28 protein-coding genes are annotated in these 24,865 nt (G+C 68.3%); 17 read left to right on the top strand and 11 right to left on the bottom strand.

What is annotated here, in order from left to right; translation table 11 throughout:
* Positions 1 to 93 precede the first annotated feature (93 nt).
* From ACLQ3I_RS02410 to ACLQ3I_RS02400, 3 genes are all read right to left on the bottom strand, one after another.
* Complete coding sequence (locus ACLQ3I_RS02410; RefSeq protein WP_164308965.1) at positions 94 to 390, bottom strand: YiaA/YiaB family inner membrane protein; 297 nt, start codon at positions 388 to 390, stop codon at positions 94 to 96.
* Between the two features lie 48 nt (positions 391 to 438).
* Positions 439 to 1,602, bottom strand: a complete 1,164-nt coding sequence (locus ACLQ3I_RS02405) for an AI-2E family transporter (RefSeq protein WP_425800006.1) — start codon at positions 1,600 to 1,602, stop codon at positions 439 to 441.
* Positions 1,603 to 1,716: 114 nt separating this feature from the next.
* Positions 1,717 to 4,104: an acetyl-CoA acetyltransferase gene (locus ACLQ3I_RS02400; RefSeq protein ID WP_425800005.1), complete on the bottom strand. Its 2,388-nt coding sequence runs from the start codon at positions 4,102 to 4,104 to the stop codon at positions 1,717 to 1,719.
* 206 nt (positions 4,105 to 4,310) lie between these two features.
* Between ACLQ3I_RS02400 and ACLQ3I_RS02395 the strand changes: the two genes are divergently transcribed.
* The 3 genes from ACLQ3I_RS02395 to ACLQ3I_RS02385 all read left to right on the top strand — a co-directional run bounded on the left by ACLQ3I_RS02395 (position 4,311) and on the right by ACLQ3I_RS02385 (position 6,626).
* Complete coding sequence (locus ACLQ3I_RS02395; RefSeq protein WP_425791344.1) at positions 4,311 to 4,829, top strand: hypothetical protein; 519 nt, start codon at positions 4,311 to 4,313, stop codon at positions 4,827 to 4,829.
* 109 nt (positions 4,830 to 4,938) lie between these two features.
* On the top strand, positions 4,939 to 5,232 hold the full coding sequence (locus ACLQ3I_RS02390; RefSeq protein ID WP_425791346.1) for a hypothetical protein: 294 nt from the start codon (positions 4,939 to 4,941) through the stop codon (positions 5,230 to 5,232).
* Between the two features lie 164 nt (positions 5,233 to 5,396).
* Positions 5,397 to 6,626, top strand: a complete 1,230-nt coding sequence (locus ACLQ3I_RS02385; protein WP_425800004.1) for an acyl-CoA dehydrogenase family protein — start codon at positions 5,397 to 5,399, stop codon at positions 6,624 to 6,626.
* On the opposite strand, the gene ACLQ3I_RS02380 is transcribed toward ACLQ3I_RS02385, so the two are convergent.
* Positions 6,619 to 7,086 (bottom strand): hypothetical protein, encoded by a 468-nt coding sequence (locus ACLQ3I_RS02380; protein WP_425791350.1) that lies wholly within the window; start codon positions 7,084 to 7,086, stop codon positions 6,619 to 6,621. The two genes, ACLQ3I_RS02385 and ACLQ3I_RS02380, sit on opposite strands and share 8 nt — an antisense overlap.
* Positions 7,083 to 7,697: an RNA polymerase sigma factor gene (locus tag ACLQ3I_RS02375; protein WP_425800694.1), complete on the bottom strand. Its 615-nt coding sequence runs from the start codon at positions 7,695 to 7,697 to the stop codon at positions 7,083 to 7,085. Before ACLQ3I_RS02375 ends, ACLQ3I_RS02380 begins: the two co-directional genes overlap by 4 nt.
* A 196-nt stretch (positions 7,698 to 7,893) precedes the next feature.
* Here ACLQ3I_RS02375 and ACLQ3I_RS02370 point away from each other — a divergent pair, with 196 nt between their 5' ends.
* From ACLQ3I_RS02370 to ACLQ3I_RS02340, 7 genes are read left to right on the top strand one after another with little or no spacing between them, the layout of a single operon-like run.
* Positions 7,894 to 8,397 (top strand): Asp23/Gls24 family envelope stress response protein, encoded by a 504-nt coding sequence (locus tag ACLQ3I_RS02370; protein WP_425791352.1) that lies wholly within the window; start codon positions 7,894 to 7,896, stop codon positions 8,395 to 8,397.
* Positions 8,397 to 8,735: a hypothetical protein gene (locus tag ACLQ3I_RS02365; RefSeq protein WP_425800003.1), complete on the top strand. Its 339-nt coding sequence runs from the start codon at positions 8,397 to 8,399 to the stop codon at positions 8,733 to 8,735. Before ACLQ3I_RS02370 ends, ACLQ3I_RS02365 begins: the two co-directional genes overlap by 1 nt.
* 13 nt (positions 8,736 to 8,748) lie before the next feature.
* The gene (locus tag ACLQ3I_RS02360; RefSeq protein ID WP_425791356.1) at positions 8,749 to 8,931 is read left to right on the top strand and encodes a DUF2273 domain-containing protein; all 183 of its coding nucleotides are present in this window, start codon (positions 8,749 to 8,751) and stop codon (positions 8,929 to 8,931) included.
* Positions 8,924 to 9,379 carry an Asp23/Gls24 family envelope stress response protein gene (locus tag ACLQ3I_RS02355; protein ID WP_425800002.1) on the top strand — a complete coding sequence of 152 codons (456 nt, stop codon included), beginning with the start codon at positions 8,924 to 8,926 and terminating at the stop codon, positions 9,377 to 9,379. Before ACLQ3I_RS02360 ends, ACLQ3I_RS02355 begins: the two co-directional genes overlap by 8 nt.
* Positions 9,376 to 9,972: a DUF6286 domain-containing protein gene (locus tag ACLQ3I_RS02350; protein ID WP_425800001.1), complete on the top strand. Its 597-nt coding sequence runs from the start codon at positions 9,376 to 9,378 to the stop codon at positions 9,970 to 9,972. Before ACLQ3I_RS02355 ends, ACLQ3I_RS02350 begins: the two co-directional genes overlap by 4 nt.
* The gene (locus tag ACLQ3I_RS02345; protein WP_425791362.1) at positions 9,969 to 10,526 is read left to right on the top strand and encodes a hypothetical protein; all 558 of its coding nucleotides are present in this window, start codon (positions 9,969 to 9,971) and stop codon (positions 10,524 to 10,526) included. The genes ACLQ3I_RS02350 and ACLQ3I_RS02345 overlap by 4 nt, the downstream gene beginning before the upstream one ends.
* A 44-nt stretch (positions 10,527 to 10,570) precedes the next feature.
* Positions 10,571 to 11,914 (top strand): WS/DGAT domain-containing protein, encoded by a 1,344-nt coding sequence (locus ACLQ3I_RS02340; protein WP_425800692.1) that lies wholly within the window; start codon positions 10,571 to 10,573, stop codon positions 11,912 to 11,914.
* Here ACLQ3I_RS02340 and ACLQ3I_RS02335 read toward each other — a convergent pair.
* Both ACLQ3I_RS02335 and ACLQ3I_RS02330 read right to left on the bottom strand, forming a co-directional pair.
* The gene (locus tag ACLQ3I_RS02335; RefSeq protein ID WP_425791364.1) at positions 11,866 to 12,810 is read right to left on the bottom strand and encodes a hypothetical protein; all 945 of its coding nucleotides are present in this window, start codon (positions 12,808 to 12,810) and stop codon (positions 11,866 to 11,868) included. The two genes, ACLQ3I_RS02340 and ACLQ3I_RS02335, sit on opposite strands and share 49 nt — an antisense overlap.
* 90 nt (positions 12,811 to 12,900) lie before the next feature.
* Positions 12,901 to 13,473, bottom strand: a complete 573-nt coding sequence (locus ACLQ3I_RS02330; RefSeq protein ID WP_425791365.1) for an HhH-GPD-type base excision DNA repair protein — start codon at positions 13,471 to 13,473, stop codon at positions 12,901 to 12,903.
* Positions 13,474 to 13,505: 32 nt separating this feature from the next.
* Between ACLQ3I_RS02330 and ACLQ3I_RS02325 the strand changes: the two genes are divergently transcribed.
* Both ACLQ3I_RS02325 and ACLQ3I_RS02320 read left to right on the top strand, forming a co-directional pair.
* Entirely contained in the window at positions 13,506 to 14,024 is a 519-nt protein-coding gene (locus tag ACLQ3I_RS02325; protein WP_425791367.1) for a hypothetical protein, read from the top strand.
* A gap of 147 nt (positions 14,025 to 14,171) precedes the next feature.
* A complete protein-coding gene (locus tag ACLQ3I_RS02320; RefSeq protein WP_425791369.1) occupies positions 14,172 to 15,662 on the top strand; it encodes a sugar porter family MFS transporter in 1,491 nt (496 codons plus the stop codon).
* 16 nt (positions 15,663 to 15,678) lie between these two features.
* On the opposite strand, the gene ACLQ3I_RS02315 is transcribed toward ACLQ3I_RS02320, so the two are convergent.
* The 4 genes from ACLQ3I_RS02315 to ACLQ3I_RS02300 all read right to left on the bottom strand — a co-directional run bounded on the left by ACLQ3I_RS02315 (position 15,679) and on the right by ACLQ3I_RS02300 (position 19,592).
* The gene (locus tag ACLQ3I_RS02315) at positions 15,679 to 16,338 is read right to left on the bottom strand and encodes a lysoplasmalogenase family protein (protein ID WP_425800690.1); all 660 of its coding nucleotides are present in this window, start codon (positions 16,336 to 16,338) and stop codon (positions 15,679 to 15,681) included.
* A gap of 38 nt (positions 16,339 to 16,376) precedes the next feature.
* Positions 16,377 to 17,591, bottom strand: a complete 1,215-nt coding sequence (locus ACLQ3I_RS02310) for a lipase family protein (protein WP_425800000.1) — start codon at positions 17,589 to 17,591, stop codon at positions 16,377 to 16,379.
* Between the two features lie 41 nt (positions 17,592 to 17,632).
* Entirely contained in the window at positions 17,633 to 18,490 is an 858-nt protein-coding gene (locus tag ACLQ3I_RS02305; protein WP_425799999.1) for a hypothetical protein, read from the bottom strand.
* Between the two features lie 274 nt (positions 18,491 to 18,764).
* A complete protein-coding gene (locus ACLQ3I_RS02300) occupies positions 18,765 to 19,592 on the bottom strand; it encodes a hypothetical protein (protein ID WP_425791375.1) in 828 nt (275 codons plus the stop codon).
* 388 nt (positions 19,593 to 19,980) lie between these two features.
* On the opposite strand from ACLQ3I_RS02300, the gene ACLQ3I_RS02295 reads away from it, so the two are divergent.
* Genes ACLQ3I_RS02295 through ACLQ3I_RS02275 form a run of 5 tightly spaced genes read left to right on the top strand, consistent with a single transcriptional unit; the run spans position 19,981 to position 24,856 of the window.
* Entirely contained in the window at positions 19,981 to 20,949 is a 969-nt protein-coding gene (locus tag ACLQ3I_RS02295) for a thiamine ABC transporter substrate-binding protein (RefSeq protein ID WP_425800688.1), read from the top strand.
* On the top strand, positions 20,913 to 22,553 hold the full coding sequence (locus tag ACLQ3I_RS02290; RefSeq protein ID WP_425799998.1) for an ABC transporter permease: 1,641 nt from the start codon (positions 20,913 to 20,915) through the stop codon (positions 22,551 to 22,553). The genes ACLQ3I_RS02295 and ACLQ3I_RS02290 overlap by 37 nt, the downstream gene beginning before the upstream one ends.
* A gap of 1 nt (position 22,554) precedes the next feature.
* The gene (locus ACLQ3I_RS02285) at positions 22,555 to 23,571 is read left to right on the top strand and encodes an ABC transporter ATP-binding protein (protein WP_425799997.1); all 1,017 of its coding nucleotides are present in this window, start codon (positions 22,555 to 22,557) and stop codon (positions 23,569 to 23,571) included.
* Entirely contained in the window at positions 23,568 to 23,990 is a 423-nt protein-coding gene (locus ACLQ3I_RS02280) for a (deoxy)nucleoside triphosphate pyrophosphohydrolase (RefSeq protein ID WP_425799996.1), read from the top strand. Before ACLQ3I_RS02285 ends, ACLQ3I_RS02280 begins: the two co-directional genes overlap by 4 nt.
* Positions 23,990 to 24,856 (top strand): EamA family transporter, encoded by an 867-nt coding sequence (locus tag ACLQ3I_RS02275; protein WP_425799995.1) that lies wholly within the window; start codon positions 23,990 to 23,992, stop codon positions 24,854 to 24,856. The genes ACLQ3I_RS02280 and ACLQ3I_RS02275 overlap by 1 nt, the downstream gene beginning before the upstream one ends.
* The last annotated feature ends 9 nt before the right edge of the window (positions 24,857 to 24,865 follow it).

Below are 24,865 nucleotides of genomic sequence, written 5' to 3'. Positions count from 1 at the left end.
GTCAGGGCATCCGCGATAGGAAAGCGGGATGCCCGGACCTCGTGTCGCGACACCAGGTCGGACACGCGATCCGGGCGATGGGTGGGGCGGCGCTCAGGCGACGCGGTTGAAGGGGTCGTGGTCGGCCATGATCTTGTCCATCCGTGCCTCGTCGAGTCGGGCACGGACCGTCGTCTGTTCCTGCCGGTCGCGGACGACCTTCGCGAGCGTGAACGTGCTTGACGTGAGGAACAAGAGGGTGATCGCGAGGAAGCCTCGCTGCCACGGGTCGAGGGGGAGGTAGAGGATGCCGACGATCGCGGTGGCGAGGCTGACTCCGAAGGCGATGGCGGCCTGGGCGTAGAACGCGGCGGTGGTGACGGTCTGGGGGATCTCGTTCGAGGTGCTCATGCCGATCAGATTCCCAGCAGGGGAGCCCGGGCGGATGCGTGAGACTACTCAGGTGGGCTGAGTAATCCCGCTGGAATCGGAGTTTCCGGAATCGTCGGGGCCGCCGGTCTCGGGACCGCCGGACCCGTCCGGCGCCCCGGGTTCGTCCGGGGGGTCGGGCTCGGGAGATTCGTCTGCCGGCCTCGGCTGATCCTTGGGCGCCGATGATGCGAGTAGGACATCGACCCAGCGCGTGGAGGGGTCGATGTCGATCAGCAGAGCCTTCGACATCAGGGTGAGCGGCACCGCGAGGATCGCGCCCAGTGGCCCGATCACCCAGGCCCAGAACACCAGCGACAGGAAGGTGAGTGTGGTGGACAGGCCGACCGCGTCACCGACGAACTTCGGCTGGATCACCGACTGGATCACGATGTTGATCGCGCTGTAGACGACGATCACCAGCAGCATCTGCCCCACGCCACCGTCGAGCAGGGCGAGCAGGGCAGGCGGGATCACGCCGATGACGAAACCGATGTTGGGGATGTAGTTGGTGATGAACGACAGCAGGCCCCAGAGGATCGGCAGCGGCACCCCGAGTAGCCACAGCGCGCCTGTGTCGAGGACCGCAACGATCAGCCCGAACACTGTGGACACCAGCAGGTAGCTGCGCGTTCCCCGTGCGAAGCTGCTGAAAGCCATTGCGATGTCGGCACGTTGACCGCGCAACACCGCGATTCGCTTGTCGAACGTGATCGCGTCGGCGGCCATGAACAGCAGCACGGTGATCACGAGGATCAACGCCGACGCGACCGAAAGTGTGCCTTCCAGGATGTCGCCGACGTATCCGATCGCTTTGCCCGGATCGATATGCGAGATCATGTTGTGTACTTGTTCCTGGCTCACCCCGTGATCGGTGAGGAACTTCTGGAAGTTGTCGATCAGCTGCTGGAACTTGTCGGAGTACTCCGGCAGGATCGTCGCGAGCCGCGCGATGGAGAAGACCAGGGAACCGAAGAGCACCAACAAGATTCCGTAGACGGCCAGCAGGGTCGCGACGAACGCGAGCCAGGTGGGCACCCCTTTGCGGCGCAGCCACGCGGGGATGGGCTGGACGGCGACGGTGAGCATCAACGCGAGGAAGACCGGGCCGACGAGACCGGAGACCGCCTTCATCCCTCCGACGGTGACGATCAGCCCGGTGATCGACAGCAGCACGATTGTGCCGCGGGGCATCGACCAACCTCTCGTCTCGTCGGCCTCGGGTTGCTCAACTGTCATTGCCAGCCTCTCGTCGGTCGGGCTGATCCTAACCCCCGGAGCGCCCTGACGGGCGGAGCACGCCGACGCTCAGCGACCCGTCCACCGTGGTGGTCGTTTCGAGACGAAGGCCGTGATGCCCTCGATGGTGTCCTGGCTGACCAGGAGACTGTCGAGGGCAGTCGAGGTCGCGTCGATGGCGTCGATCTCGTCCGGGATCGCCGCTGAGGATTCCATGGCCCGCAGCGATTCGCGCACCGAGGTGGGCGAGCTCGTCAGCACTTCGTCGGCGACCGTCCGAGCCAGCGTCATGACCTCACCGGCGGGCGCGACCCTGCTCACCAGTCCGGCAGCCAGCGCCTCGGTTGCGTCGAGGCGTCGTCCGGTCAGGATCATGTCCCGTGCGAGGGCACCGCCGACCGCAGCGGGGAGCCGGACGAGTCCGCCGGCGACGGCCGCGAGTCCCACCTTGACCTCCGGCAGTCCGAAGGTGGCACGCTCATCGGCGACGACGATGTGACATGCGAGCGCGATCTCGCACCCGCCGCCCAGCGCGTAACCGTTGACCGCAGCGATGACCGGTTTGGGCCGGTGACGCCGCGAGGTGAGGCCGGCAAAACCGTTCTTCGGCACCTCCAGTCCCGCGCCGGATGTCTGTGCGAGGTCGTTGCCCGCGGAGAACGCCTTGTCGCCGGCACCGGTCAGGATGGCAACCCACAGTTCGGGATCGGCGAAGTAGGCGTCGAAGATCGCGTCGAGTTCGGCGTTGGCGGCTGGGTGGAGGGCATTGCGGGCCTCGGGTCGATTGATGGTGACCTCGAGGAGGTGACCATCGCGTCGAATTTCGACGTGGTCGTAGTGCTCGCGAAATGCCGGCGCAGGGGGCGGACGGCGGCGCATCATGGCGGCCCGGCTCGGGTAGACCCGGTTGCCGGTCGCCGACGATCGGACGTAGATGTTCGCACCGACCGGATCGTCGGCCGCGAGGATGTCGAACATCTCCTCGTCGTCTTCCTCGACATTGGCGACGAATCGGGCACCGTCGGAGACCCGCCCGATCACGACGCCCTTGCGTCGGCCGTCCTTGCCGGGGACCACCGTGAAGGTCTCGATGGTCGCGGGGCCGTCGGCGTAGTCGATGGGCCGGACCGTCGGCGAGTTGTCGACTTCTTCCTGGACTCCGGCCGAATCCGCCGGATGCCACGCGGCGGGCCGCGCACTGTAGACGCCGACCGATGTCTTGCTGAGGATGCCGCCGTTGGCGACGACGAGCGCGTAGGTGTCGGGCGTTGTGCGGACCCGGTCCACGGCCTCGGCGATCGCGTGCAGTGAGTAGTTGTTACCCGGGCCGCCGAAGAAGGGGAGGCCGCCGGTGAGGGTCAGCCCGCGCGGATCGTCGGCGGCGATCCCGAGCGGGTCGATCACATTGGAGACCGCGATCGGGAAGCAACTGTAGATGTCGATGAAGGACACGTCGTCGAGGCCGACCTCGGCGACGTCGAGGGCGTGGCGGACCGCGGCCGCCGCGCCCGGCCCGGTGCTGAGGTCCGGCCGCTTCATGAGGGTCTGCTCACGAACGTCGGCGTGCCCGTGCAGGAACACCCACCGCGATGGGTCGACACCGAGCGTGCGGGCCTGACCGACCGACAGGATCACCGCTGCGGCGGCCTGATTGACCTGGTCGCGAGCGACCAGGAGACGCGTGAACGGATCCGCCACCACACGGTTGCCGTCGGCGACGGTCACCAGTTCGTCGACGGAGCGCACCGTCGGCGCGGCGGCATGCGGGTTGCCTGCCGCGACCCGCGACAGGGGCGCGAACAACTCGCCCATGGTGCGCCCGTACTCGTCACGGCCGAGACCGAGGCGATGCCTGCGTGCGTTCTCGAGGACGGCATATTGCGACATCGGCGCGATGAGGCCGTGCTTGGCCTCCTGATGGGAGGTGAGGCCCGCGATCGCGTAGCCGCGGTCCTCGAGCTGACCGCCCACCTGTTCCGAGAGGTCGGGGCGCTGGTCTGCGGGGGTGGACGACATGAGATGACGGACGGTCGACATGATCTCGGCGCCGAAGAGAACGGCGGCCGTGGACCGTCCGGCCTCGATCTCGACCGCGAACTCGGTGAGCAGGCTCTGGGGACTCTGACCGCCCGTCACCCCGACGACCGCACGCCGTGGATCCATCCCGATTCGCTTGGCGACCGCGCGCGGCATGTTGTCGGGTCGGCCGAGTGGCGAGGTCGAGAGCGGGCTCGATTCCTCGAAGGTGCGGATACCCACCACCGTGTCGATCTCGGCCGCGATGGACGGCGCCGCGACACCGGAGTCCGTCAGTGCCGCCTCGACCGCGCGGGCCGCGAGGTCGGCTTCGCTCAATCCCTCGTATCCGGTGTCGGTCAGCCGCTCGGAGGCCTGACCGACACCCACGATCACCGGGGTGTTCGGGTCGAGTTCGGACAGGGGGACGGATCGTGGCATCGGATGACCTTCCGGGACAACGTTCGGACGACGGGCCATCTGACCATTGATCGATGGCAGTGTGCTGAATCCATTAATCCACCCGGTGTGGTCGCAGGGCGCACCGACCCCCGAACATGTTCCACTCTGCTGACACCATCGGCATTACAGGCTATCGTTGATTACAAGTAATCATCAGTGCGAAAGCGCTTGACGAGGGAGTCGACATGACCGACACGGAGACCTCTGTGGCCGGCTGGCTGACGGGACGACTTCCCGACGGCCTCTTCACCGGTGCGCCGGAGGTGCGGGTGGACCGTGAGGAGATCACCGTCATCGGCACGATCGGGCCGCCGGACGTCGATGAGAGCGCGGACGCGGCAGCGGTGCGGCAGGCGGAGGCCGGGCGTATCGCCCGATTCCGCGAGTCGACCCGCGATCAACGGATCGAGGTGGCCCGGGAGGCCGAGCACCGGTTCGATCGCAAGGTCGCGTGGGGCGTGCGGTGCGGCGAGACGTCGCAACTGTTCACCCATCTCGCGGTGCCGGTGATGACGAGGCTGCGTCAACCTCAACGCCAGGTCCTGGACACGCTCGTTGCCGCCGGGGTGGCCAGGAGTCGTGCGGACGCCCTGTCGTGGTGCGTGAAACTCGTGGGCCGGCACACGGATTCGTGGCTCGACGAGCTCCGCGCAGCGATGAGCAAGGTGGACGAGATCCGAGACGCCGGACCGGCCGTCGACTGAATTCACCGAAGCTCGATCGCATTCGTCGTAGATGTTGTTGACTTCTGGCGTCTGGGGGGTTGGGTGGAGGCAACGGCCATTGCCTCCAACTGATCGAGAGGAACCACTCATGGGCGAGACACAGAAGCGGCTGCGGCGACAACGTCTGGTTGTGCCGACGATGTGGTTTGCCTACCTGGCGGCTCTGATCGGAACGGTGGCCGCGGCGGTGACCGTGGTTGCGCTGGCGAGCCAGCGCTATGCCGTAGGGGTCGTTTCGGCAGTGGTGACCGTCGTCCTGTTCGGCGCCGCCTATGTGATCTACCGCGTCGATGACCGGGTCGAGCGGCAGCCCGAAGCACAACGCGATGTGGCAAAAGGCCGTCGGGTCAAGTATCGGAGCAGGTATCCACGTCGGAAGTGACCGAGTCGCATCGGGGTGTTCGCGTGAACGGAACATCCCGGACGCGTCGGTCCGCACGGACCGGGTGGTCGGGTTTGGGTCACGCGGCGCGGAAGGGTTCTCGTACCGGTTCTCGGCGACCAGACTGTGCACGCCGATCGACCTGCACCGAGGAAAGGGCCGCCGTGACCGCCACGACCGACCGGGGTTCGTATACAGATTCCGAGCTCGATGAGATCTTCGCTCCCGTCTTCGCACGGATCGCCGCGGAGGCGGTGCAGCGCGAGGCGGGTCGCAGGCCAACCTTCGACGAGGTCGGCTGGTTGAACGAGGTCGGGTTCGGTGCACTTCGGGTGCCGGTCGAGTTCGGTGGCCACGGCGCATCGGTGCGCCAGCTGTTCCGTCTGCTCGTCGACCTGGCCGCTGCCGAATCGAATCTGCCGCAGGCGCTGCGGGTGCATTGGTCGTTCGTCGAGGATCAGCTGCTGTCCGACGACGCGGTCACCCGTGAGCGGTGGCTGCGGGCAGTCGGCGACGGGACGCTGGTGGGCAACGCCATCACCGAACCGGGCGTCGGCGCGATCGATCGCTACCAGACCAGGCTCACCGCCGACGGTGACTCCTGGCGCCTCGACGGCACCAAGTACTACAGCACCGGCAGTCTGTACGCCGACCACATCCTGGTCGCCGCGGATCGGGACGGGGAGCGGGTCTCGGTGCTCGTCGACGGCGGCGCGGAAGGGGTCACCCGGCATGACGACTGGGACGGCTTCGGCCAGCGTCTGACGGGCAGCGGCACAACGGAGTTCGCCGGTGTTGCGATCTCGGCCGACCAGATCCTCGGTCCTGGCTACGGAGTCGAGGGCCGAACCTACGCGACCTCGTATCTCCAATTGGTGCAGCTCGCCGTGCTGGCCGGGATCGCCCAGCGCGCCCTCGACGACACCACCGCCTGGGTGCGTGATCGCACGCGCACGTACACCCATGCGCCCGCCGACCTGCCCCGGCACGATCCGTTGGTGCAGCAGGTGATCGGTCGTCTCTCGTCGGCGGCCTTCACGGCACGCACGCTTGTCCTGGACATCGCCGCGGAGCTCGACGAACTCCTCGACGCAGGCGGACAGGACGACAAGCTCTTGGATCGAGTCGAATTCGATGTCGCCCGCGCGCAGCAGGCGGTGATCTCCACGGTCCTCGACGCGACGACCCAGCTCTTCGAGGTCGGCGGAGCGTCCATCACCTCCGAGTCGCTGGGTCTCGACCGGCACTGGCGCAATGCACGGACCATCTCCGTGCACAATCCCCTGATCTACAAGCTGCAGGCCATCGGGGATCACGTACTCAACGGTGCGGATCTGCCGTATGCGTGGAGCGCCGGCCGCCGTCAGGTGTCGGCTCGACAGGTCGTCAGGTGAGCCATTCCCGCGTGTAGACGTCCTGCCACCGCACGGTGATGTGCTGCCGTGCGGTGGCCGTCGTGTGCCGGCCGAGCGCGGTGACAAGTACGTCGTCCACCACATCCCGGATGTCGTCGGAGCGTGCAGGCAATTCGTCGTGGTACTGAGCGATCAGGCCTATCCGAATGCCGTCGATCACGTCGGTCTCGCCGTCGACCGCCACGAACACGACGAGCCGACCGAGGGTTGATCGGATGCGGATCGACAAGAGCTGCTTGATGATCCGGTCGCTCATCGCCACGCCCGGGGTGTCGGTGGTCAGAGTTCGCGCGGGTCGACGCACGCGGCTGAGGTTTCCGGAGATCGCATCGATCAGGCGTTGGACGTCGCCGGTCGGCTCGTCGAGCCGACGACCTGCCTCCACCAGCCAGGCATCGGTCTCGTCGGAGTGCTCGTCGTCGACGTGGAGATCGTTCACGGTTGCGCTCCTTTCCGGTGGTGTTCGGCCTGTTCCGACCCGAGTTGGTGGCGATGAAGGGTGTCGGGCGGCGGGCCGGGGCGCCAAGGGGCCAACCGCGCCGACAGGTATCGACGGCTGCGCTGCAGGTGACCACGGACCGAGCCGGTGCTGATCTGCAACACCCGGGCGATCTCATCGAGGGACAGCCCTTCGGTCTCGCGCAGCCACCAGGCGGCGCGCGACGTCGGGGGGAGGTTGGCCAGCTCGTGCCGGAGGGCATCGACCAGCGACGAGTGCTCGGCCTGCTCGGCAGGTAGGGGAGCGGGATCGGCCAGTTCCACGAATCGCCCCTCGTCGGTCGGCACGTCACGACGGCGCCGATACTGGTCGACTGTGCGGCGATGTGCGATGGCGAACATCCAGGTGCGGAACGAGCTGCGGAAACCGAAGTCGGGCAGGCTCTTCCACGCGTGCAGCAGGGTCTCCTGCGCGAGGTCCTCGGCCGCCTGGGGGTCGCTGACCATGCGGCGCAGATATCGCAGCAGTCCGGGTGAGACCCGGGCGACCAACACGGCGAACGCCTCACGATCACCGACGGCCGCCGCGGCCGCCAGCTCGTCGTCGGACATCTCGCTCAACCACAGGGGTCCGACGGCGCTCCGTGGGCGGCCAAGGGCCGTGACGTCCCCGCCGCTCACCCCGCGTGCCGTCGCTGCGGCGGTGTGATCGGCATCACCCGAATCCATGCGTGCACTTTCGGTGTCCACTGCGACTGACTCTATACACGGGTCGCAAGGATCTGTTCAGAAGAGTGAAGGAGATCGTATGTCGGATACGACCGATCGTCCGCAGGCCGCCACCGCCGAATCCGTATCGACGGGTGTCGCGTCGGGACCGTCCGGCAAGAGCCTGGCGCTGGCCAAGAACGACTCATCACTGGTCGGCGAACGGGGCAAGACTGCCATTTCCGACATCGTGGTGGCCAAGATCGCCGGGATCGCGACCCGCGAGATCGACGGCGTGCACGACGTCGGCGGCGCGACCGAGCGCGTCGTGGGGAAAGTGCGCGACGTACTCCCGGGAACGACCACGAGCACCACTCAGGGCATCAACGTGGAGGTCGGTGAACTCCAGGCCGCGGTCGACGTGTCGATCGTCGCCGATTACGGGGTCGCCATCCATCAGCTGGCCGCAGCCATCCGCCGCAACGTCATTGCGGCCATCGAGCAGATGACGGGCCTCGAGGTGACCGAGGTGAACGTCACCGTCCACGACATCCACTTCGGCGACGACGACGAATCCGTCGACGAGGAACCGCGCGTGCAGTGATGTCCGACGACGTGACCACCGCTTCGACGAGGGTCAGGGAGGTCGCCGACGCGGTGACCGCCGTCCCCGGCGTCACCGGTCTGTACGGCGGGGTGTTCGGCGAGATCGCCACCTACCTGCCCGGCGGCCGCGTGAGCGGGGTGGTCGTCGACGACGACTCCGCGCGCGTCCATGTCGTCGTCGACATGGACCACGATCTCCGCGGCGTCGCCGATCGGGTCCGCGAGCGCGTCGAGGAGCTCACCGGTCTCCCGGTCACCGTCACCGTCGAGGACATCAGTGTCCACGCCGACCGGCTCGGTACGGACCCCACCGCCGGCTCCACCACAGACGATTGAGGATGGAAAGCACATGACCAACAACGCGACAATAGGTCTGATCGCCGGTCTGCTCCTCGCCATCGCGGCGACCACCGGCGGATTCGGCGGCTTCGTGCTCGCATTGGTCCTAGGGGCGGTCGGCCTGGCGATCGGGCTGCAGCGCGACGGGGTGGTGGATCTGGGCGCGCTGCTGCGGAGTCGCAACCGTGGCTGAGACGATCGCCACCGACCCCGGCTCGCTCAGCATCGCCGATCGCGTCGGTGAGAAGATCGCCGTCCGAGCCGCTCTCGACGTCGACGGAGTGATCCGCCATCAGACCTCACTCGGTTCGATGCTGTCGGGCGCCACCCCGGGGCGAGCTGTCGCAGGCGGCGACTACCCACAGGCGGTGGTCGACATGTCCATGACCGCACCGTGGGTTCGCCTGACCATCGCAGTGCGGTGGCCGTGCCGGCTGACCGACGTCTGCCGGGAGGTCCGCGGTGTCACGGCCGACGAGCTGGCCCGGCTGACCGGTGTCCGGCCCGCGCGGGTGGACGTGAGGGTCGCGGCAGTGCTGTCGGGTCCGGCCCTCGGCGCCGACCGCCCAGGTCTCGGTTTCGTCGAGGTGCCCCCGGCACGGCAACCGGTCCCCGACGACGAGGGGGAGGTCCGGGCATGACCGCCTCCACGACCACCGGGGCCGACCGGTCGACCATGGCGAAGACCGCAGACACCCACGACGCCAAGGTCTTTGCCCCGGCCGCCAATCCGGCCGCCACGATCGTCGGCTGCGTGATCGGTCTACTGCTGCTGGGCGTCGCGGCGGTGGCGATCCGAGATCTGCTGGTCCACATCGGCTGGTTGTCGGGTGCCGAATGGACGCGTGCCGCGGCAGATTGGGTGGCCGACATCCGATGGTCGGACTGGATGTGGCCGGTGGCCATCGCCCTGATCGTGATCGGCGCCGCGATGATCTGGCTCGCCGTCAAACCACGCCGCCGCACGCACTTGAGTCTGAAGGGTTACGAGGTCATGTGGACCCGCCGTGGTGACGTCGCCCGCCGGTGCAGTACCGCGGTATCCGGCCTCCCCGGCGTCGACCATGCGACGACGGTGGTCGGCCGTCGAACCGTGAAGGTCCGGGTCACCGTGACCGGTGCGGCAGACCTCGAGGACATCGATCGTGTCGTCGGCGACGTGCTGGCGGGCATCGATGCGCCGTTGCGTGCGACGGTGAAGCCGGTCGGCCGACGGAGCGGTGATCGGGCATGAATCGCGGACCCGCCGCGTGGCATCGACTGACCGTGGGACTGTTCGGCCTGCTGTTCCTCGTGGTGGGGCTCGGTGCCATTCTGTGGCGCACGGATGTCGTCCCCGTGCGAGACCGGATCGAGCAGATCGACCAGGGATGGGTGGCGCGGCTCGCGGACACCGGGTGGTGGCCGGTCGTCCTGATCGGGGTGGCCCTGATCGCGGTGATCTGGGGCTGGCGACTGATCGCGGCGACGATCCGGCCCGGGAAGGTCGATGACCTCGTCCTCGAGGGCTCCGACCAGAGCGGCACTCTGACCGTGGCGCCGAAACTGATCGCCGGCGCCGTTGCCGACGAGCTGGCATCGGACCCCAGGGTTGACCGCGTGGTGGCGAAGGCGACGGACGATCGCGGTCGCAAGATCATCCGGCTGACGGTGACCGCGACGCCGACGCACAGCTATGCCGAGATCGCGGGCTCGGTGGGCGGGGCCGTCGAGGACATCCGAGAGGCACTGGACGGAGCCGACATCCACGTTCAGGCGCTTGTACACCTGGAGCCGCGGGCGACCTGATCGGGCGTCTCGGGGCGACTTGTTACCGTGGTCGGGTGACACGGATGGAGCCCGCCGACTCCCGCACGTACTGGCTGTCGGCCGCGATCCCCAACGATCAGTTCCTGCTGTATTGCTTTGCCGATCAGCAGGTTTCGATGGCCGATCTCGCTGAGCGATTGCGCCGTCGGGCGGGCGGCGTGGCGGATCTGGGTCTTCGGGTGTGCGACGTCCCGTTGTCGCTGGACCATCCCCTTTGGGTGCATCGGCCGGTGACAGCCGATCAGGTCGTCGTTCATACCGGCATCGACGCCTGGTCGCAATGCCTCGACCGCGTCGGGGAGCTGACCGCCGACCAACTCGTCGCCTCCCGGACCTGTTGGCGGCTACATCTTCTCGGTCCGATCGCGGACACACCACGAGGCCCCGGCGTGGTCGCGGTACTCCAGATCACCCACTCGCTCGGTGACGGCCGCCGCACCTCGCAGATCGCCCGTGACCTGTTCGGCGAGCACGACCTGCGTGCGGCCGCCGGCGCTCCGGCGGACGGGCCCCCATCCATCCTCGCCGGGCCGGCTGCGGCCGCCCGGGGAGCGCTCGCGACACCCGTCCGGGTCGGCCGGATGCTGTGGCGCGGTCTCGAAGCCTTCCGCGCGGTCGGCGACCGCCCGCCGTCGGAGAGGCCCGGATATGCGCTGACGGCGCTCAACAGACCTCCGGGCGCGCAGCGGAGTTTACGGGTGATCGTGGGGGACCGGACCATGTTGCCCGCCGACCACACCGTGACCGTCGGTGCGCTGACGGTCATCTCGATCGCGCTCGGGGAGTACCTGGGCGTAGCCGCCGACCCGATAGGTGCCGAACTGACCATCGGGCGCGGGCGTCAGGCGAAGGCGCGTAACAACTTTCGCAATGCCGGGATCGACCTCCACCTCGAGATGGCCGACCCGGCTGGGCGTGCACGATGCATCGCGGACGAGATCGCTCGCGCCGCCGATGCCGACGATGAACCCGCCCGGGTGGCCGAGAGGCGGGCGTCGGATGCTGCGCCGGCCATCCTCGCGCACTGGGGGACAAGGCTGTTCGACGCGGATACCCCGCCGGAGAGAGTCACCGGCGTGACCGTGGTGTCGTCGGTGTACCGTGGCGCCGCCGACCTCACCCTCGGCGGTGGGCCGGTCCTGTTCACCACCGGATTCCCTGCCTTGTCGCCGGCGCAGGGGCTCACCCACGGAGTCCATGGTATCGGGGACGCGATCGCGATCTCGGTGACCACGAGCCCGGCGGTCATGCCCGACGTGGAACGCTACGTCGATCTGCTTGCCGCAGCGTTGGCGCGTGTCGGCACGATCGACGGTCCTCAGGATTCGGCCGGGCCACCCGATTCGCCGGAGCCCGACCGCGGATAGCCGTTGCGTTCGGAACCGTCGGTGACCGATGGCGCGCCCGACGAATGTCCGGAACCACCCTTGGCACCGCGGGTGAGCCTTTTCGGCAACCGGTCGGCGAGCCCGCCGAGCGGCGCCACCGTCTGATTGAGCAGGTCGACGGTCTCGGCGAGCTCGTGCACCGTGTCCTGCATGGCGAGCAGATTGGGGGCGAGTTGTCCGATCACCTCGGTCAGCTCGGTGATCCGGTCCAACGGGCCGTCGGGTGCGATGGCCCGCTCCACCGCTCCGTTCTCTCCGACGAGTTGATCGAGCAATCCGCCGTCCTCGGCCATCCGGTCCAGGACACCTCCCGACACGGTCACCTTCTCCAGGACGCCGTCCGGGGAGGTGAGCTTGTCGACGATGCCGCCCTCGGAGGTGAGGCGCTCGAGGATGCCCTCGCTCTCGGTGAACTGATCGACCACGCCACCCGCTCGGGTGAGCCGGTCGAGCGGGCCGTCCTTTGCGGTGAGGCGCACCAGGATGCCGCCGTCCTCGGCCATCTGGTCCAATAGCCCGCCGCTGGTCGTCAGCTTCTCGAGGAGGCCGTCGGGAGCGGTCAGGCGGTCGATCACGCCGTCCGGGTTGAGGAGACGTTCGAGCGGGCCGCCCGCGGCCAGAATCCGGCCGAAGGGTCGGTCCGGGCCGAGCAACTCGGCGAGCTGGTTCAGGAGGGCGATGGGGGTGCGGGCGCTGCCGACTTCGTCACCGGAGAGGCCGAGCGCGACATTCACCTCGTGCTGAACGCTGCTCGCGGTGATGCGTGCGATGGCGACCGCCGATTCGGCGGCGGTCAGCACCACTCCGGTGACCGCGAAACCGAGGCGAAACGGCAGTTCGACGACACTGCGGGTGTCGACGCTGTTCGAGTCCATGTGCTGACCCTAGGACACCGGTGGCCTGCGGCACAGCATCGCTATGCCGCCCGCGTCACCGGGGACGTCAGCCGTCACCCCGGTGCGCCCTCACGCCTGTTGTGCGGCCTTGGCCGCTTTGGCCGCCTTCTTGAAGTCGCGAACCTTCTGCAGAGACTCCGGATCGGTGACGTCGGCGACCGACCGGTAGCCCGTCTTGCCGTAGTCGCCCACCACCTTTGTCCACCCCGCGGGCTTCACCCCGAGCTGTTTGGCCAACAGAGCGGTGAAGATCTTAGCCTTCTGATCCCCGAAACCGGGAAGTGCGCGCACACGCGCGAACAGATCGGCACCCGACGATGCCTCTGTCCAGATCCGTTCGGTGTCACCGCCGTACTCGTCGACGACCACCCGGGCCAAGCCTTGGACACGCCCGGCCATCGACCGGCCGTAGCGGTGGATGGCAGGCGGTGTCGCACACAGATCGGCGAAGGAATCGGGTTCGGCGGCGGCGATGGCGCCCGGATCCATCGTGCCGAAACGGTCCCGGATCTTGGCCGGACCTGCGAAGGCCCGCTCCATCGGGAACTGCTGGTCGAGCAACATCCCGGTCAGCAACGCGAATGCGTCGGTGGAGAGCAACGCGTCGGCGGCCGGTTCCTGGGCAATCTGGAGATTCGCCATGGACCCATCTTAGTTACCCCTAGACTCGCCCCATGGGGTTCGGTGGGAGGGGATATCGGTCGGCCGGGCGGCGAGCCATCGGCGTCGCCGCCGCACTGGTGTCGGCATGCGCGGTCACCGCGGGGGCCGGAGCGGCGCAGGCGATCCCCGAGTACACCGAACCGAACCTCGTCACCACGCTGCGGTGCGACAGTCCCAATCCGTTGCCCGGCGCGCCGATCCCGGTCCGCGTCGATGTGTTCAACGGCATCCCGTTCCCGGCGGACGGGCTGCCGGGGCCGGCCATATCGCTGATCGCATCCAATCGGGCACAGCCGTCGCCGCTCCTCGACTACACCGTCGAGACCCGGGTCGACTGGCGCAATCTCGCGAGCGGCCGGACCGGATCGGTGACCGTGCCGAGCCGTGCCCGCGTGGTGACCTGGCAGGTGGACCTCCACCCCGGCCGCGGTCCGGTGGTGTTCAGGATCCACCAGAAGGTGGGGCTGATGGCATTCGTCCCCATGGTCAACGCACGGAACTCGGGATGCGGAGGCCGGGCGTCGGCCTGACCGTTGGACTCTTCCGGCTTCCGATACCGAATCTTGACCCCACGCACTGCGCGGAAATCCCGCGGAACACGGCGTTTCGGCTAGTAGCCTGGCAATCGCATACCTCCGCCGGTCATTCGGTGGGACTCGACGATGAGGACACGGCATATGTCGCAAGAGCATCATCAGGAGATCGCCGAGCAGCACACGGCCAAGGTCATCGGCGTCACAGTGGCCGCGGCGGTCGGCGGATTCCTGTTCGGTTTCGACAGTTCGGTCGTCAACGGTGCGGTCGACTCGATCCAGGACACCTTCGGTCTCGGGGCGCTCTTCACCGGGTTCGCAGTTGCCATCGCCCTCCTCGGCTGTGCGCTCGGTGCGTGGTTCGCGGGACGTCTGGCCGACATCTGGGGCCGCAAGCGCGTGATGCTGCTCGGTTCGGCACTCTTCGTGGCCTCGGCGATCGGGACCGCATACACGCAGACTGTCTGGGATCTACTGCTGTGGCGGGTGCTCGGCGGAATCGGCATCGGTATCGCGTCGGTGATCGCACCGGCGTACATCTCCGAGATCGCGCCGGCCCGCTATCGGGGCGCCCTCGCATCCATGCAGCAGTTGGCGATCACGCTGGGCATCTTCGCCGCCTTGCTCTCCGACACGCTGCTCCAAGACGCCGCAGGCGATCCCCTGAACGTTCTGTGGTGGGGTCTCGAGGCATGGCGCTGGATGTTCCTCGTCGGCGTGGTGCCGGCCGTGATCTACGGTCTGCTCGCGCTGCTGATCCCGGAGTCGCCGCGATACCTCGTGGGCCGCAACCGCGACGAGGAGGCGGCACGCATCCTGCAGGAGGTGACCGGCGAGCCGAATCCGCTCGAGCGGGTCCGGGAAATCAAGATCACGGTGAAACGCGAGGCGCGCACATCCCTGGCCGATATCCGCGGGCCCTCGTTCGGTTTGCACCCACTGGTGTGGGTGGGTATCTGGATCGCGATCTTCCAGCAGTTCGTCGGCATCAACGCGATCTTCTACTACTCGACGACCCTGTGGAAGTCGGTCGGATTCGACACCGATCAGGCGTTCACCACGTCGGTCATCACGTCGGCGATCAACGTGGGCATGACCTTTGTCGCGATCCTGTTCGTGGATCGGATCGGGCGCCGCATCCTGCTGCTCATCGGTTCCGTCGGCATGTTCGTCGGACTGGTCATGGCGTGTGTCGCCTTCACCCAGGCGACGACGACGGTCACCGACGGCGTTGCCGATGTGACGCTGTCCGACACGTGGGGTGTCATCGCCCTGATCGGTGCCAATCTGTTCGTGGTGTTCTTCGCCGCCACCTGGGGCCCGGTCATGTGGGTGATGCTCGGCGAGATGTTCCCCAACCGCATCCGCGGTGTGGCCCTTGGTGTCTGCACGGCCGCGAACTGGGTAGCCAATTTCACCATCTCGATGCTGTTCCCGCAGGTCAGCAAGGTTCTCGGGCTCGGTTGGGTCTATGGCTTCTTCGCCTTCTGTGCCGCCGCGTCGTTCTTCTACGTCCGAGCGAAGGTGCAGGAGACCAAGGGGCTGGAACTCGAGGACATGGATGGCGTGGCGGCCACACGATTGTCGGAGTTCGAGGCGGTCCGGTCGGCGAAGGGTCCGCACCAGTCCCATTGACCGCCGAATCCGGCGGTCACCCGTCGGGTTCGGACAGGCTCGTGACGAGCAGCCACTGCGCTGCGAAATAGCTTGCGAGGACCCAGGCCTCGGCCATCGCCGCCAGGCGTTCGTCGCGGATCAGGTGACGCCGGTTGATGATCGTGAGGTCGGACGCGAGAAACAGCCAGCCGCCGTTGCGAAGCCGGGGCTGTGGCCGATGGCTCGCCCCGGCCGTCGACGACATCAGCGCCAGGGTGTTGCCGTAGCCGCCCAGTACCGGGAGCAGTCGTGGTCGACGCAGCGCCATCACCGTTGCCGATTCGGCCAGGATCGCGGTCCGAAGGAGCACGCCGGCCGGTCGTGGTCGCGCGCCCCGGCGCCACATGATGCCGGTCAGACACAACTGGGCGCCGGCGAACAGTGACGCGCCGATCTGGAGTCGACGGTCCTTGTCCGACGGCTCGTCGGTGAACTCCTCGAGCAACATGGCCCGGTCGCCGGCCGCCGAGAATGCCAGCGCGCCTGCGAGAAGCGCGTTGTCGACGCCGTTGCGCCGTCGTGTTCCGCGCAACGAGTGGGCTGCGAGGACGAGGAGTGGCAGGGGTTTGGTGATCTCCGCGGCCCGCCGCCGGTGCAGCGCGCCGGCAATCGTCGCCGCTGCGCTGACCGACAGATACGGGAGCGCCGGACCCATCCTCTGCGCGAGTTGCCGGGACCGGACTCGCGCCCGGCTCACCGATTCGCCAGCCGGGACACGAACCACCGGATGTCGTTGTCGGACAAGGCATCGGACTGTTGCTGGTTGACCGCGAGATACGTGCGAGCGGTGACCCGGCGATCCGCCGCCCGGGCGTCGTTCAGATATCGGAGGGAGAGGGGCACGATGACATTCTGATCGAACAGGCTCTGCGTCATCATCACGGGGCGGGTGAATCCCTTGATGGGGATCATGTGGGTGCGCGAGACGGCTTCGATCAGTTCACGGTTCTCCGACAGCGGAGTACGGAACAACGAACCCAGCGTCTGACCGGCGAACTCACGGGTGAGGTCGTCGGCGCAGTCCCGGGCGGCACGGTCGAGCCAGCCGATCCCGGCGTCGGTCAGGTACGGATCGAGTCGCACCGCCGGCTGGGCGTTGCGGATCGCGCTGAGGGTGAAGAGGACGTCGGCCGCGACGCCGTTCGGCATCGAGGTGGTCGACGGTCCGAGGCTGCCGATCAGGGTGTCGAATTCGACAGGGATCGAGGAGGCCGCCGAACCGCGATAATCCAGGGTCGGTCCCTGGATACGGGTTGCCTGCCGGGCGAGCTCGATCGCGGCTCCGGCGCCCTGCCCCTCGCCGACCACGGCCCAACGCCGCGCCAGCCCCGAGGCGACGTCTCGGCTTGCGCGAACCGCGTCGACGATGTTGCTCGCAGTGGTGTCGGTGTCGAAGTACTCGGGAGTGCCCTTGGTGCCGAGTCCGGCGTAGTCGGGCACCACGACCGCGTAACCGCGGTCGAGCCAGCGTCCCATCTCGTCCCGGTCGGCCTGGGTGGGCTGGTTCGACGGAGCGCACTGGTCGGCGATGCCGCGACTGCCGTGCGCCCATACGACGATGGGCCATCCGCCCTTGGGGGCCCGGCCGTCCGGGACCTGCACGATACTGGTGGACAACCGCGGGGCGCGGTCGGTGCCGGTGGTCCAGTAGGTGAAGGAGTCGCCGGAACCGGCCCCCCTGGCCAGGCTCCTGGCGGGCAGGTCGCGATTGGTGAAGACCGTGCCGGGCGCCGAGCCGCCCGGTGCGGCGTGGGCCGGGACAGCTTGTGCGACAACTCCGATCACTGTGGCGGCCATCAGTGACGTGATCATTCTCGGCAGCACCGATCGGACGGCCGGTCCGCGGCGGATCGGCTGTCCGGGCTCGCGTGCGTGCGAGCCGGTCAGTGCGGATATGCGATTGGGCATCGTGGTCAGGGTTTCGTTGTGGGCTCGGGTCGGTTGGTGGCTCAGGCGTCGATCACACCGACCGCGGGCAAGAAGTAGCAGGTGCGGTTGCCGTTCTGGGCGGTGCCGTACACAGCTGACAGAACCGTCCCCTTACCGGTCTCGACCGGTGCGAGACGAACACCGGACAGCACCGGCAGGGCCTTGAGGATGGGCGCGTCGGAGATCGGCTTGAGATCGGCGAAACCGCCTTGCAGAGTGGAGGTGTTGAACCATGCGACCTGCATCGCACCGCTGGTCCCGCCGGCCGTGGTGGACGGGACGAACGCGTAGGCGGTCTGACCGTTGTCGACGAGGTTGAGCTTGGGCAGCGTGATGCCGAAGAGTTGCTGGAGCGGCGCGAGGGGTTCCTGCGCCAACGGCCACGGGCCTGCGACCGCCCCGGCGCCTGCGGTGACGAGGCCGAGCGGGTTGTCGGCGGTCGGATCGGTGCAGAACGGCGCCACCGACGGGCTCAGCGGCTGGATGCCCAGGTTGTGCAGGAGCGCCATGGGATCGGCCGCGACGGGTACGGCCGCGCCCCGATCCGCGACGGGGACGCCCGCGGCCCGCGCCGCGACCTGTTCCGTCGACATCTGGCCGACGCTGGTCATGATGGCCTGCGCGGCCTCGAGTGCCATGCGGTCCACACCGGCGTCGCGGAGCATCCGGACGGCTGCGGCGAGTTCGCTGTCGAAGGGGATCGCCGGGAGGGTCATCGTGTTGTCGCCGACGAGAGGTTCGGCGTTCGCGGTCCCGGATGCCACCAGGGCCGGCGCACACAGCGCGGTGGCGGCCGCGGCGGCAACACCGAGGACGCCTGCGCGCAGACGGAACGACAAGCGACGAGTGCCCGCAGCGCGCTTCGACGTGGCGACCATGATGTTCTCTCCTTCATCGACCGATACACCCGCCCGACGAAGGCCTGTTACGGGTGTGACAGATGTTGCTCAAGTTAAAAGAGAGCACGAAGAGTGTCGAATATTCAAGTCGTGAAGCCGTCTTGTGACATCGTCGCGACCGATAGGCAACCGAGGAATCACCTGATTGGTCTGCGCAGGTCACGCGACTGTGGTGCGGGTCACAGCCGGAATCCGGCACAAATGATGACACCCCCGGTCGTAAGGACCGGGGGTGTCATCGAGTCGGAACGGATCAGACGATGCCGATGCCGATCGTGGGGACGATCCCGCAGGAGATGACCTTCCCCTTGGTCTTGGTCGTCACGTCGCCGTAGATCGTCGACACGATCCGGCCCTTGCCGGTCGGCACGACCCCCGTGAAGGTGCCCGGTCCGTCGGTCGCGTTGATCTTCGGGTTGCGCTTGAGCTGCACCTGTCCCGAGCGGCCGGTGTCGATGTTCAGCCAGGTCACCCAGAGCTTGCGTGCGGAGCTGTTGATCGCGGGACCGGTACCGAGGCTGGTGTAGACGTAGCCGGCCTGGCCCTTCTTCGGTCCCGGTGCCGGTGCCTGCTGAGGTCCGGCGGTCATCAGGGCGCGGCCCAGTGAGTTGCCCGAGGTCAGGCTGGCGTTCGGCATGCAGCCGATGCCGATGGTCGGATAGAGGAACTCCTGGATCTTCGGAGCGCCCGGGCCCTGGGGGATCTCCGGATCGCCGGGCTTGTGCTCGGCGGCCTTGTGCTGACGGACCAGCGCGGCTCGTCCGGGCTCACCGAGGAAGTCGATCACGTCCTGCCAGATGTCCTTCGCGCGCGGCGGCAGGCCCGGCGTCGCGGCGAGGGCCTTTGCCTGGCTGATCAGCTGCGGGTTGATCTTGCCGTCCGGGCCCTTCGTGGTGACCGCGCCGATGATCGCCGGCGCGAACGCGCTCATCGAATCGAGCGTGCGCTGGTCGACCTTCGGGGCCGACGGCGCCTTGGGCGCGGCCTGCGCGACCGCGGGCATGGCCAGTGAGGTCGCGGCGGCGACGCTCATCGCGGCGACCGCGACCCGGCGGACCGTGCTGGTCGATGGTCGGTTCATGCGGTGGGAACGCAGGCTCTGGAGTACAGGCAAACGCACTGTTTCCGGTCCAATCGGTCGTCGGTGTGCGCCGGTGCAGGTCACACACTCCGCTGTCAGTGACTCGGACGCCGGGATGGCGTCGCGCGTCATTCTATGCACGCCCCGGTGGCGGGCACTGTCCAGGGAGCCTAACGCCGGTCGGTGTGACTCCTGTGATTATTGATTCAATTGTTACTCATGTGACCTCGTCGGCCACCGGTCGTGCCGGCGAGATGCACCTGGTTAGATCGAGTATGTGGGGAGACGACGCGCGAAGGATGCCCGAGACATCGCGACCGATGCGCGCCGCCGCGTCGGGGCGTTGCGAACCATCACCCTGGCGGTCGTGGCGGCGGTCACCGCAACCATGCTGGCCGCGTGCGGAGACGACGCCGAACAGGGTGCCGAGGTCACGCTGCTGACGCACGACTCGTTCTCGCTGCCCGACTCGGTGTTCGACGCCTTCCGCCGGGAGACCGGACTGACCCTCAAGGTGGTGAAGTCCGGTGACGCAGGTCAGCTGGCGTCGACCGTGTCGCTGACGCCGGGGTCGCCCAAGGCGGACGCCGTCTTCGGCATCGACAACACCTTTGCCTCCCGGCCGATCCAGGCGGGGGCGCTCGAGCCCTACGCTTCACCTCTCGCGGCCAACGGCGCAGCCGACTTCGCCATCCCGGATTCGAACAACGAGCTGACTGCCGTCGACCGCGGCGATGTCTGCCTCAACGTCGACGAATCCTGGTACTCGGCTCGAGGGCAGGAACCGCCGAAGAGTCTTCGCGACCTCCGCGATCCGAAATACGCGTCGGAGTCGGTGCTGCTCGATCCGGGGACCTCGTCACCGGGGATGTCGTTTCTGCTCAGCACCATCGGGGCCTTCGCGAACGGATGGCAGGACTACTGGAAGACGGTGACCGCGGGCGGCGCGAGCATCGTGTCGGGCTGGGAGATCGCCTACAACCAGAAGTTCAGTGCGGGCGAGGGCAAGGGCGACAAACCGATCGTGTTGTCCTACGCGTCGTCACCTGCCGCCACCCCCGGCACCTCGGCGTTGCTCGACAGCTGCTTCCGGCAGGTCGAGTACATCGGCGTCCTCAAGGGCACCAAGAACCCCTCGGGCGCTCGGAAACTGGTCGACTTCATGCTCGGCCCGGATGTCCAGGCCGCGCTGCCGTCGGCGATGTATGTCTATCCCGTCCAGAAGGGCACGCCGCTCCCGGACGGCTGGCAACAGCGGGCCCCCGTGCCGCCGTGGACGGTGAGCCTACCGCCCGCCTACATCGCGCAGAATCGTGAGAAGTGGCTCGAGCAGTGGCGCGAGGCCGTCGGGCGGTGACCGCGGGCCGACTGGGCGGACTCGCCCTGCGGGTCGTGCCGGCGGCGTTCATCCTGATCCTGTTCATCTGGCCGCTGGGCGCACTCGTCCGGCGGGCTGTCGACACCGGATCCGACGTCGGCGTCGGTGAGCTCCTGCGCCGCACGCACGCACTGAATCTGCTTGGCTTCACCCTGTGGCAGGCCGCCGCGTCCACCGTGCTGGCCCTCGTGGTGGCGGCGCCGATGGTGTGGCTGGTCGCCCGGGTGCGCATCCCGGGATCGGCACTGCTGATGGTGATCGTGACGGTGCCCTTCGTGCTTCCCACGGTCGTCGTCGGGGTCGCGTTCCGGGCGCTGCTCGACGGACCGCTCGCGTTCGCGCACATCGGCTCCGGATTGTGGCCGATCCTGCTGGCCCACGCGTTCCTCAACGTCGCGGTCGTCGCACGGGTCGTCGGCGCGGCATGGCGATCACTGGACCCGCGACAGGCCGAGGCGGCGCAGACCCTGGGGGCGGGACGTATCCGCGCCTTCCTGACCGTTGTCGCGCCCCGCTTGATGCCGGCCGTCGGCGCGGCGGCGGCACTGGTGTTCCTGTTCTGCTCCACCAGCTTCGGCGTGATCGTGGTCCTCGGCAACGGCGAGATCCGGACGTTGGAGACCGAGATCTACACCCAGGCGATCGGCTACTTCCGGATCCCGGAGGCGGTGGCACTCTCCCTGGTGCAGATCGTCGTGGTGGTCGCGGCGCTGCTGTTGACCCGCGTGTTCACCGACCCCGCCGGATCGGCTACGGGTGCCCGCCCGAGGGAGACGCGATTCCGGCCACACGGCACGGGATGGTTGCCCGTTCTGGCGGCGCTCGCGTGGACCGTGGTGGTCCTGGTGGGGCCGATCGCGGTTCTCGCGCTCCGTTCGGTGCGCCCCGGCGCCGACGGCGCCTGGACACTCGACGGATACCGGTCCCTGACGGAGTCGGTCAACGGGGTCACCCCCCTCGACACCTTGCGGTACTCGCTGGTCACAGCGGCGTTGGCGATGGCGATCGCGCTGGTGGTCGGACTGCTCGCCGCAGTCGCGATGCATCGATCTCATGGCGTGTGGGCGGCGACCGGCAACGTCGTCGCGACGATTCCCCTGGGCGTCAGCGCGGTGACGCTGGGTTTCGGATACCTCATCGTGCTGGCGTCACTGCCCACCGAGGTCGCGTCGTCGGCGCTGGTGATCCCGTGCGTGCAGGCCCTGATCGCCATCCCGGTGGTGGTGCGGATCGCGCTGCCCGCACTGTCCTCGGTGCCCGGCAGGCTCCGGGAGGCGGCGGCGACCCTGGGTGCCGGGCCGTTGCGGGTGTTCCTCACCGTCGACCTCCCGCTCATTGGTCGCGCGCTCTGTGCGGCAGGCGGTTTCGCATTCGTGATGGCGCTCGGCGAGTTCGGGGCCACGAGTTTCCTGGCCCGCGCGGACACGACCACGCTGCCGGTGCTGATCGGATCGGCGCTGAATCGGCCCGGCGCCGACAACTTGGCGACGGCGATGGCGGCCTCGATGCTGCTCGTCGCGGTCACGACCCTGGCGGTCGTCGTCGTCGAAGCGCTGCGGCCCAGGACGGGAGCGCTGCTCTGACATGCTGCAGATCGAGAATGTCGGGGTCCGGTACGGACCGACCGTGGTGTTGGACGGCCTGAGTTGGACGGTGGGCACGACGGGTTCGGTGGTGACCGCGCTGCTCGGCCCGTCGGGCTGCGGGAAGTCGACCCTGATCCGCGCGGTTGCGGGTCTGGAACCGTTGAGCCACGGGCGAATTCGGTTCGACGGTGGCGACCTGTCCGAGTTGCCGGCGCACCGTCGTGACTTCGGGGTGGTGTTCCAGGACGGACAGTTGTTCCCGGGCCGAACGGTCGCGTCCAACATTGCCTACGGGTTGCGGATGCGACGCTGGTCGCGGGCCACGATCCGGGCCCGCGTGGCGGAGATGCTGGATCTGGTGCGGTTGCCCGATTTCGCCGACCGCGGTGTCGACGAACTGTCCGGTGGTCAGGCCCAGCGCGTCGCACTCGCACGGGCGCTGGCGCCGCGACCGCGGCTGCTGTTGCTCGACGAGCCTCTCGCAGCCCTCGATCGGCTGCTCCGGGATCAGCTGGCCATCGAGATCGCCGAGATCGTCCGCGACGCGGCCACGCCAACCATCGTGGTGACCCACGATCACAACGAGGCCGCGTTGATGGCCGACACGATCTCGGTGATGCGCGAGGGTGAACTGGTGCAGACCGATGTGCCCGAACATCTCTGGAGCAGTCCCGTCGACGAGTGGACCGCCCGGTTCCTGGGGGTGACGACCGTGATCGAGGCGGAGTTCGCCGGCGCGTCCGCGCAGACAGAGCTCGGGCCCGTCGGCCTCGCCGTTCCCGACGGGCACCGACGCCTGGGGCTGCGGGCGGAGTCGATGCGTGCGGTCCGGGCCGGTTCGGACGACGACGTGGTCGGTGTGGTCGCGACGGTCGCCGATCTGCCCGCCGGCCGTCGAGTGCGTGTGGTCACCGACGTCGGCGAGGTCGATGCGGTGACCTCCGAGCGGGCCGCGGTGGGAGATCGGGTGGGTCTGCGGATCGTCGCGGAGCGGGTCGCGGTGATCGGATCGTGAGCGCGTCGGTGGACGACGGCCGCCGGCTGGTGGTCGCGGGGGCGATCCTGGATGCGGGTCGTCGTCGCGTGCTGCTCGCCCAGCGGCGGTACCCCGTCGAGGTCGCCGGGCGGTGGGAGTTGCCCGGCGGTAAGACGGAGCCGGGGGAGAGCGCCGAGACCGCCCTGCGCCGCGAACTGATGGAAGAACTCGGGGTCGAGGTCGCGGTGGGGGGCGTCCTGCGCGAAACAGTGGATCTGCCGGCCGGTCTCACGCTGGTGGCAAGGTGGGCGCACATCGTCGCCGGCACCCCACACCCGGCCGAACATCGGGCGCTGCGCTGGGTGGATGCGGTCGCCCTGAGTGCGCTGACCCACGACGATCAGTTGGTGCCAGCGGACACCGCCTGGGTGCCCGAACTCCTCGCCGTACTCGAATGATGCACGGGTCGGGGACCCGGCTGACCGCCCCGGCGCTCATGATCGTGGGCGCGGTCTCGATGTACCTGGGTGCGGCGATCGCCGTCGACCTCTTCGACACGCTGCCACCCGGCGCCGTCGCCTGGCTGCGCATCGCCGGCGCGGCGCTCATCCTGGTGGTGTGGGTGCGTCCCGGACGGGCTGCCTGGCGGCCGTCGCGTCTCGTGCTGGCCGCCGCCTTCGGGCTCATCACGGCCGCGATGAACATCGCCTTCTACGAGGCGCTGGACCGTCTGCCGCTGGGCACCACGGTCGCACTCGAATTCCTGGGCCCGGTCGCGGTCGCGGCGCTCGGTTCACGTACGCGCCGCGACGTGCTCGCACTGGGACTCGCCGTGATCGGGGTGGTGCTGATCGCCGACGTCCGATGGGAGGGCACCGCGGTCGGGGTGCTGCTGGCGCTGGTGGCCGCGGCCTGCTGGGCGGGTTACATCGTGTTGGGCAAGCGGGTCGCACAACGCGGCCGCGGCATGGAGGATCTGGCGACCGGTTTCGTCGTCGCCGCGATCGTCACGTCGCCACTCGCGCTGTTCCTCGGCCCGGCGTTCGCCGACGACGCGCCGACTGCACGGTTGTTGCTGCTCGGACTCGGTCTCGGGCTCGCGTCGACCGCCATTCCCTACGCGCTCGACCAGGTGGTGTTGCGGCAGGTGGGCCGTGCCCGGTTCGCCATCCTGCTGGCCCTGCTGCCGGTGGCCGCCTCGATCGTCGGGGTGGTGGTGCTGCACCAGATCCCGACACCGGTGGAGGCCGTCGGCATCATCGCGGTGGCCGCCGCGGTCGCGGTCCGGTCGGCCGCGGAGGAGGAGTCGCCGCCGACGGCGTGAGGCGCGTGG

This window comes from Gordonia sp. DT101, assembly GCF_049844895.1.
Lineage (GTDB): Bacteria > Actinomycetota > Actinomycetes > Mycobacteriales > Mycobacteriaceae > Gordonia.
Note: the sequence above shows the minus strand (reverse complement) of the source record. Positions and strands in the feature narration are given on the sequence as shown.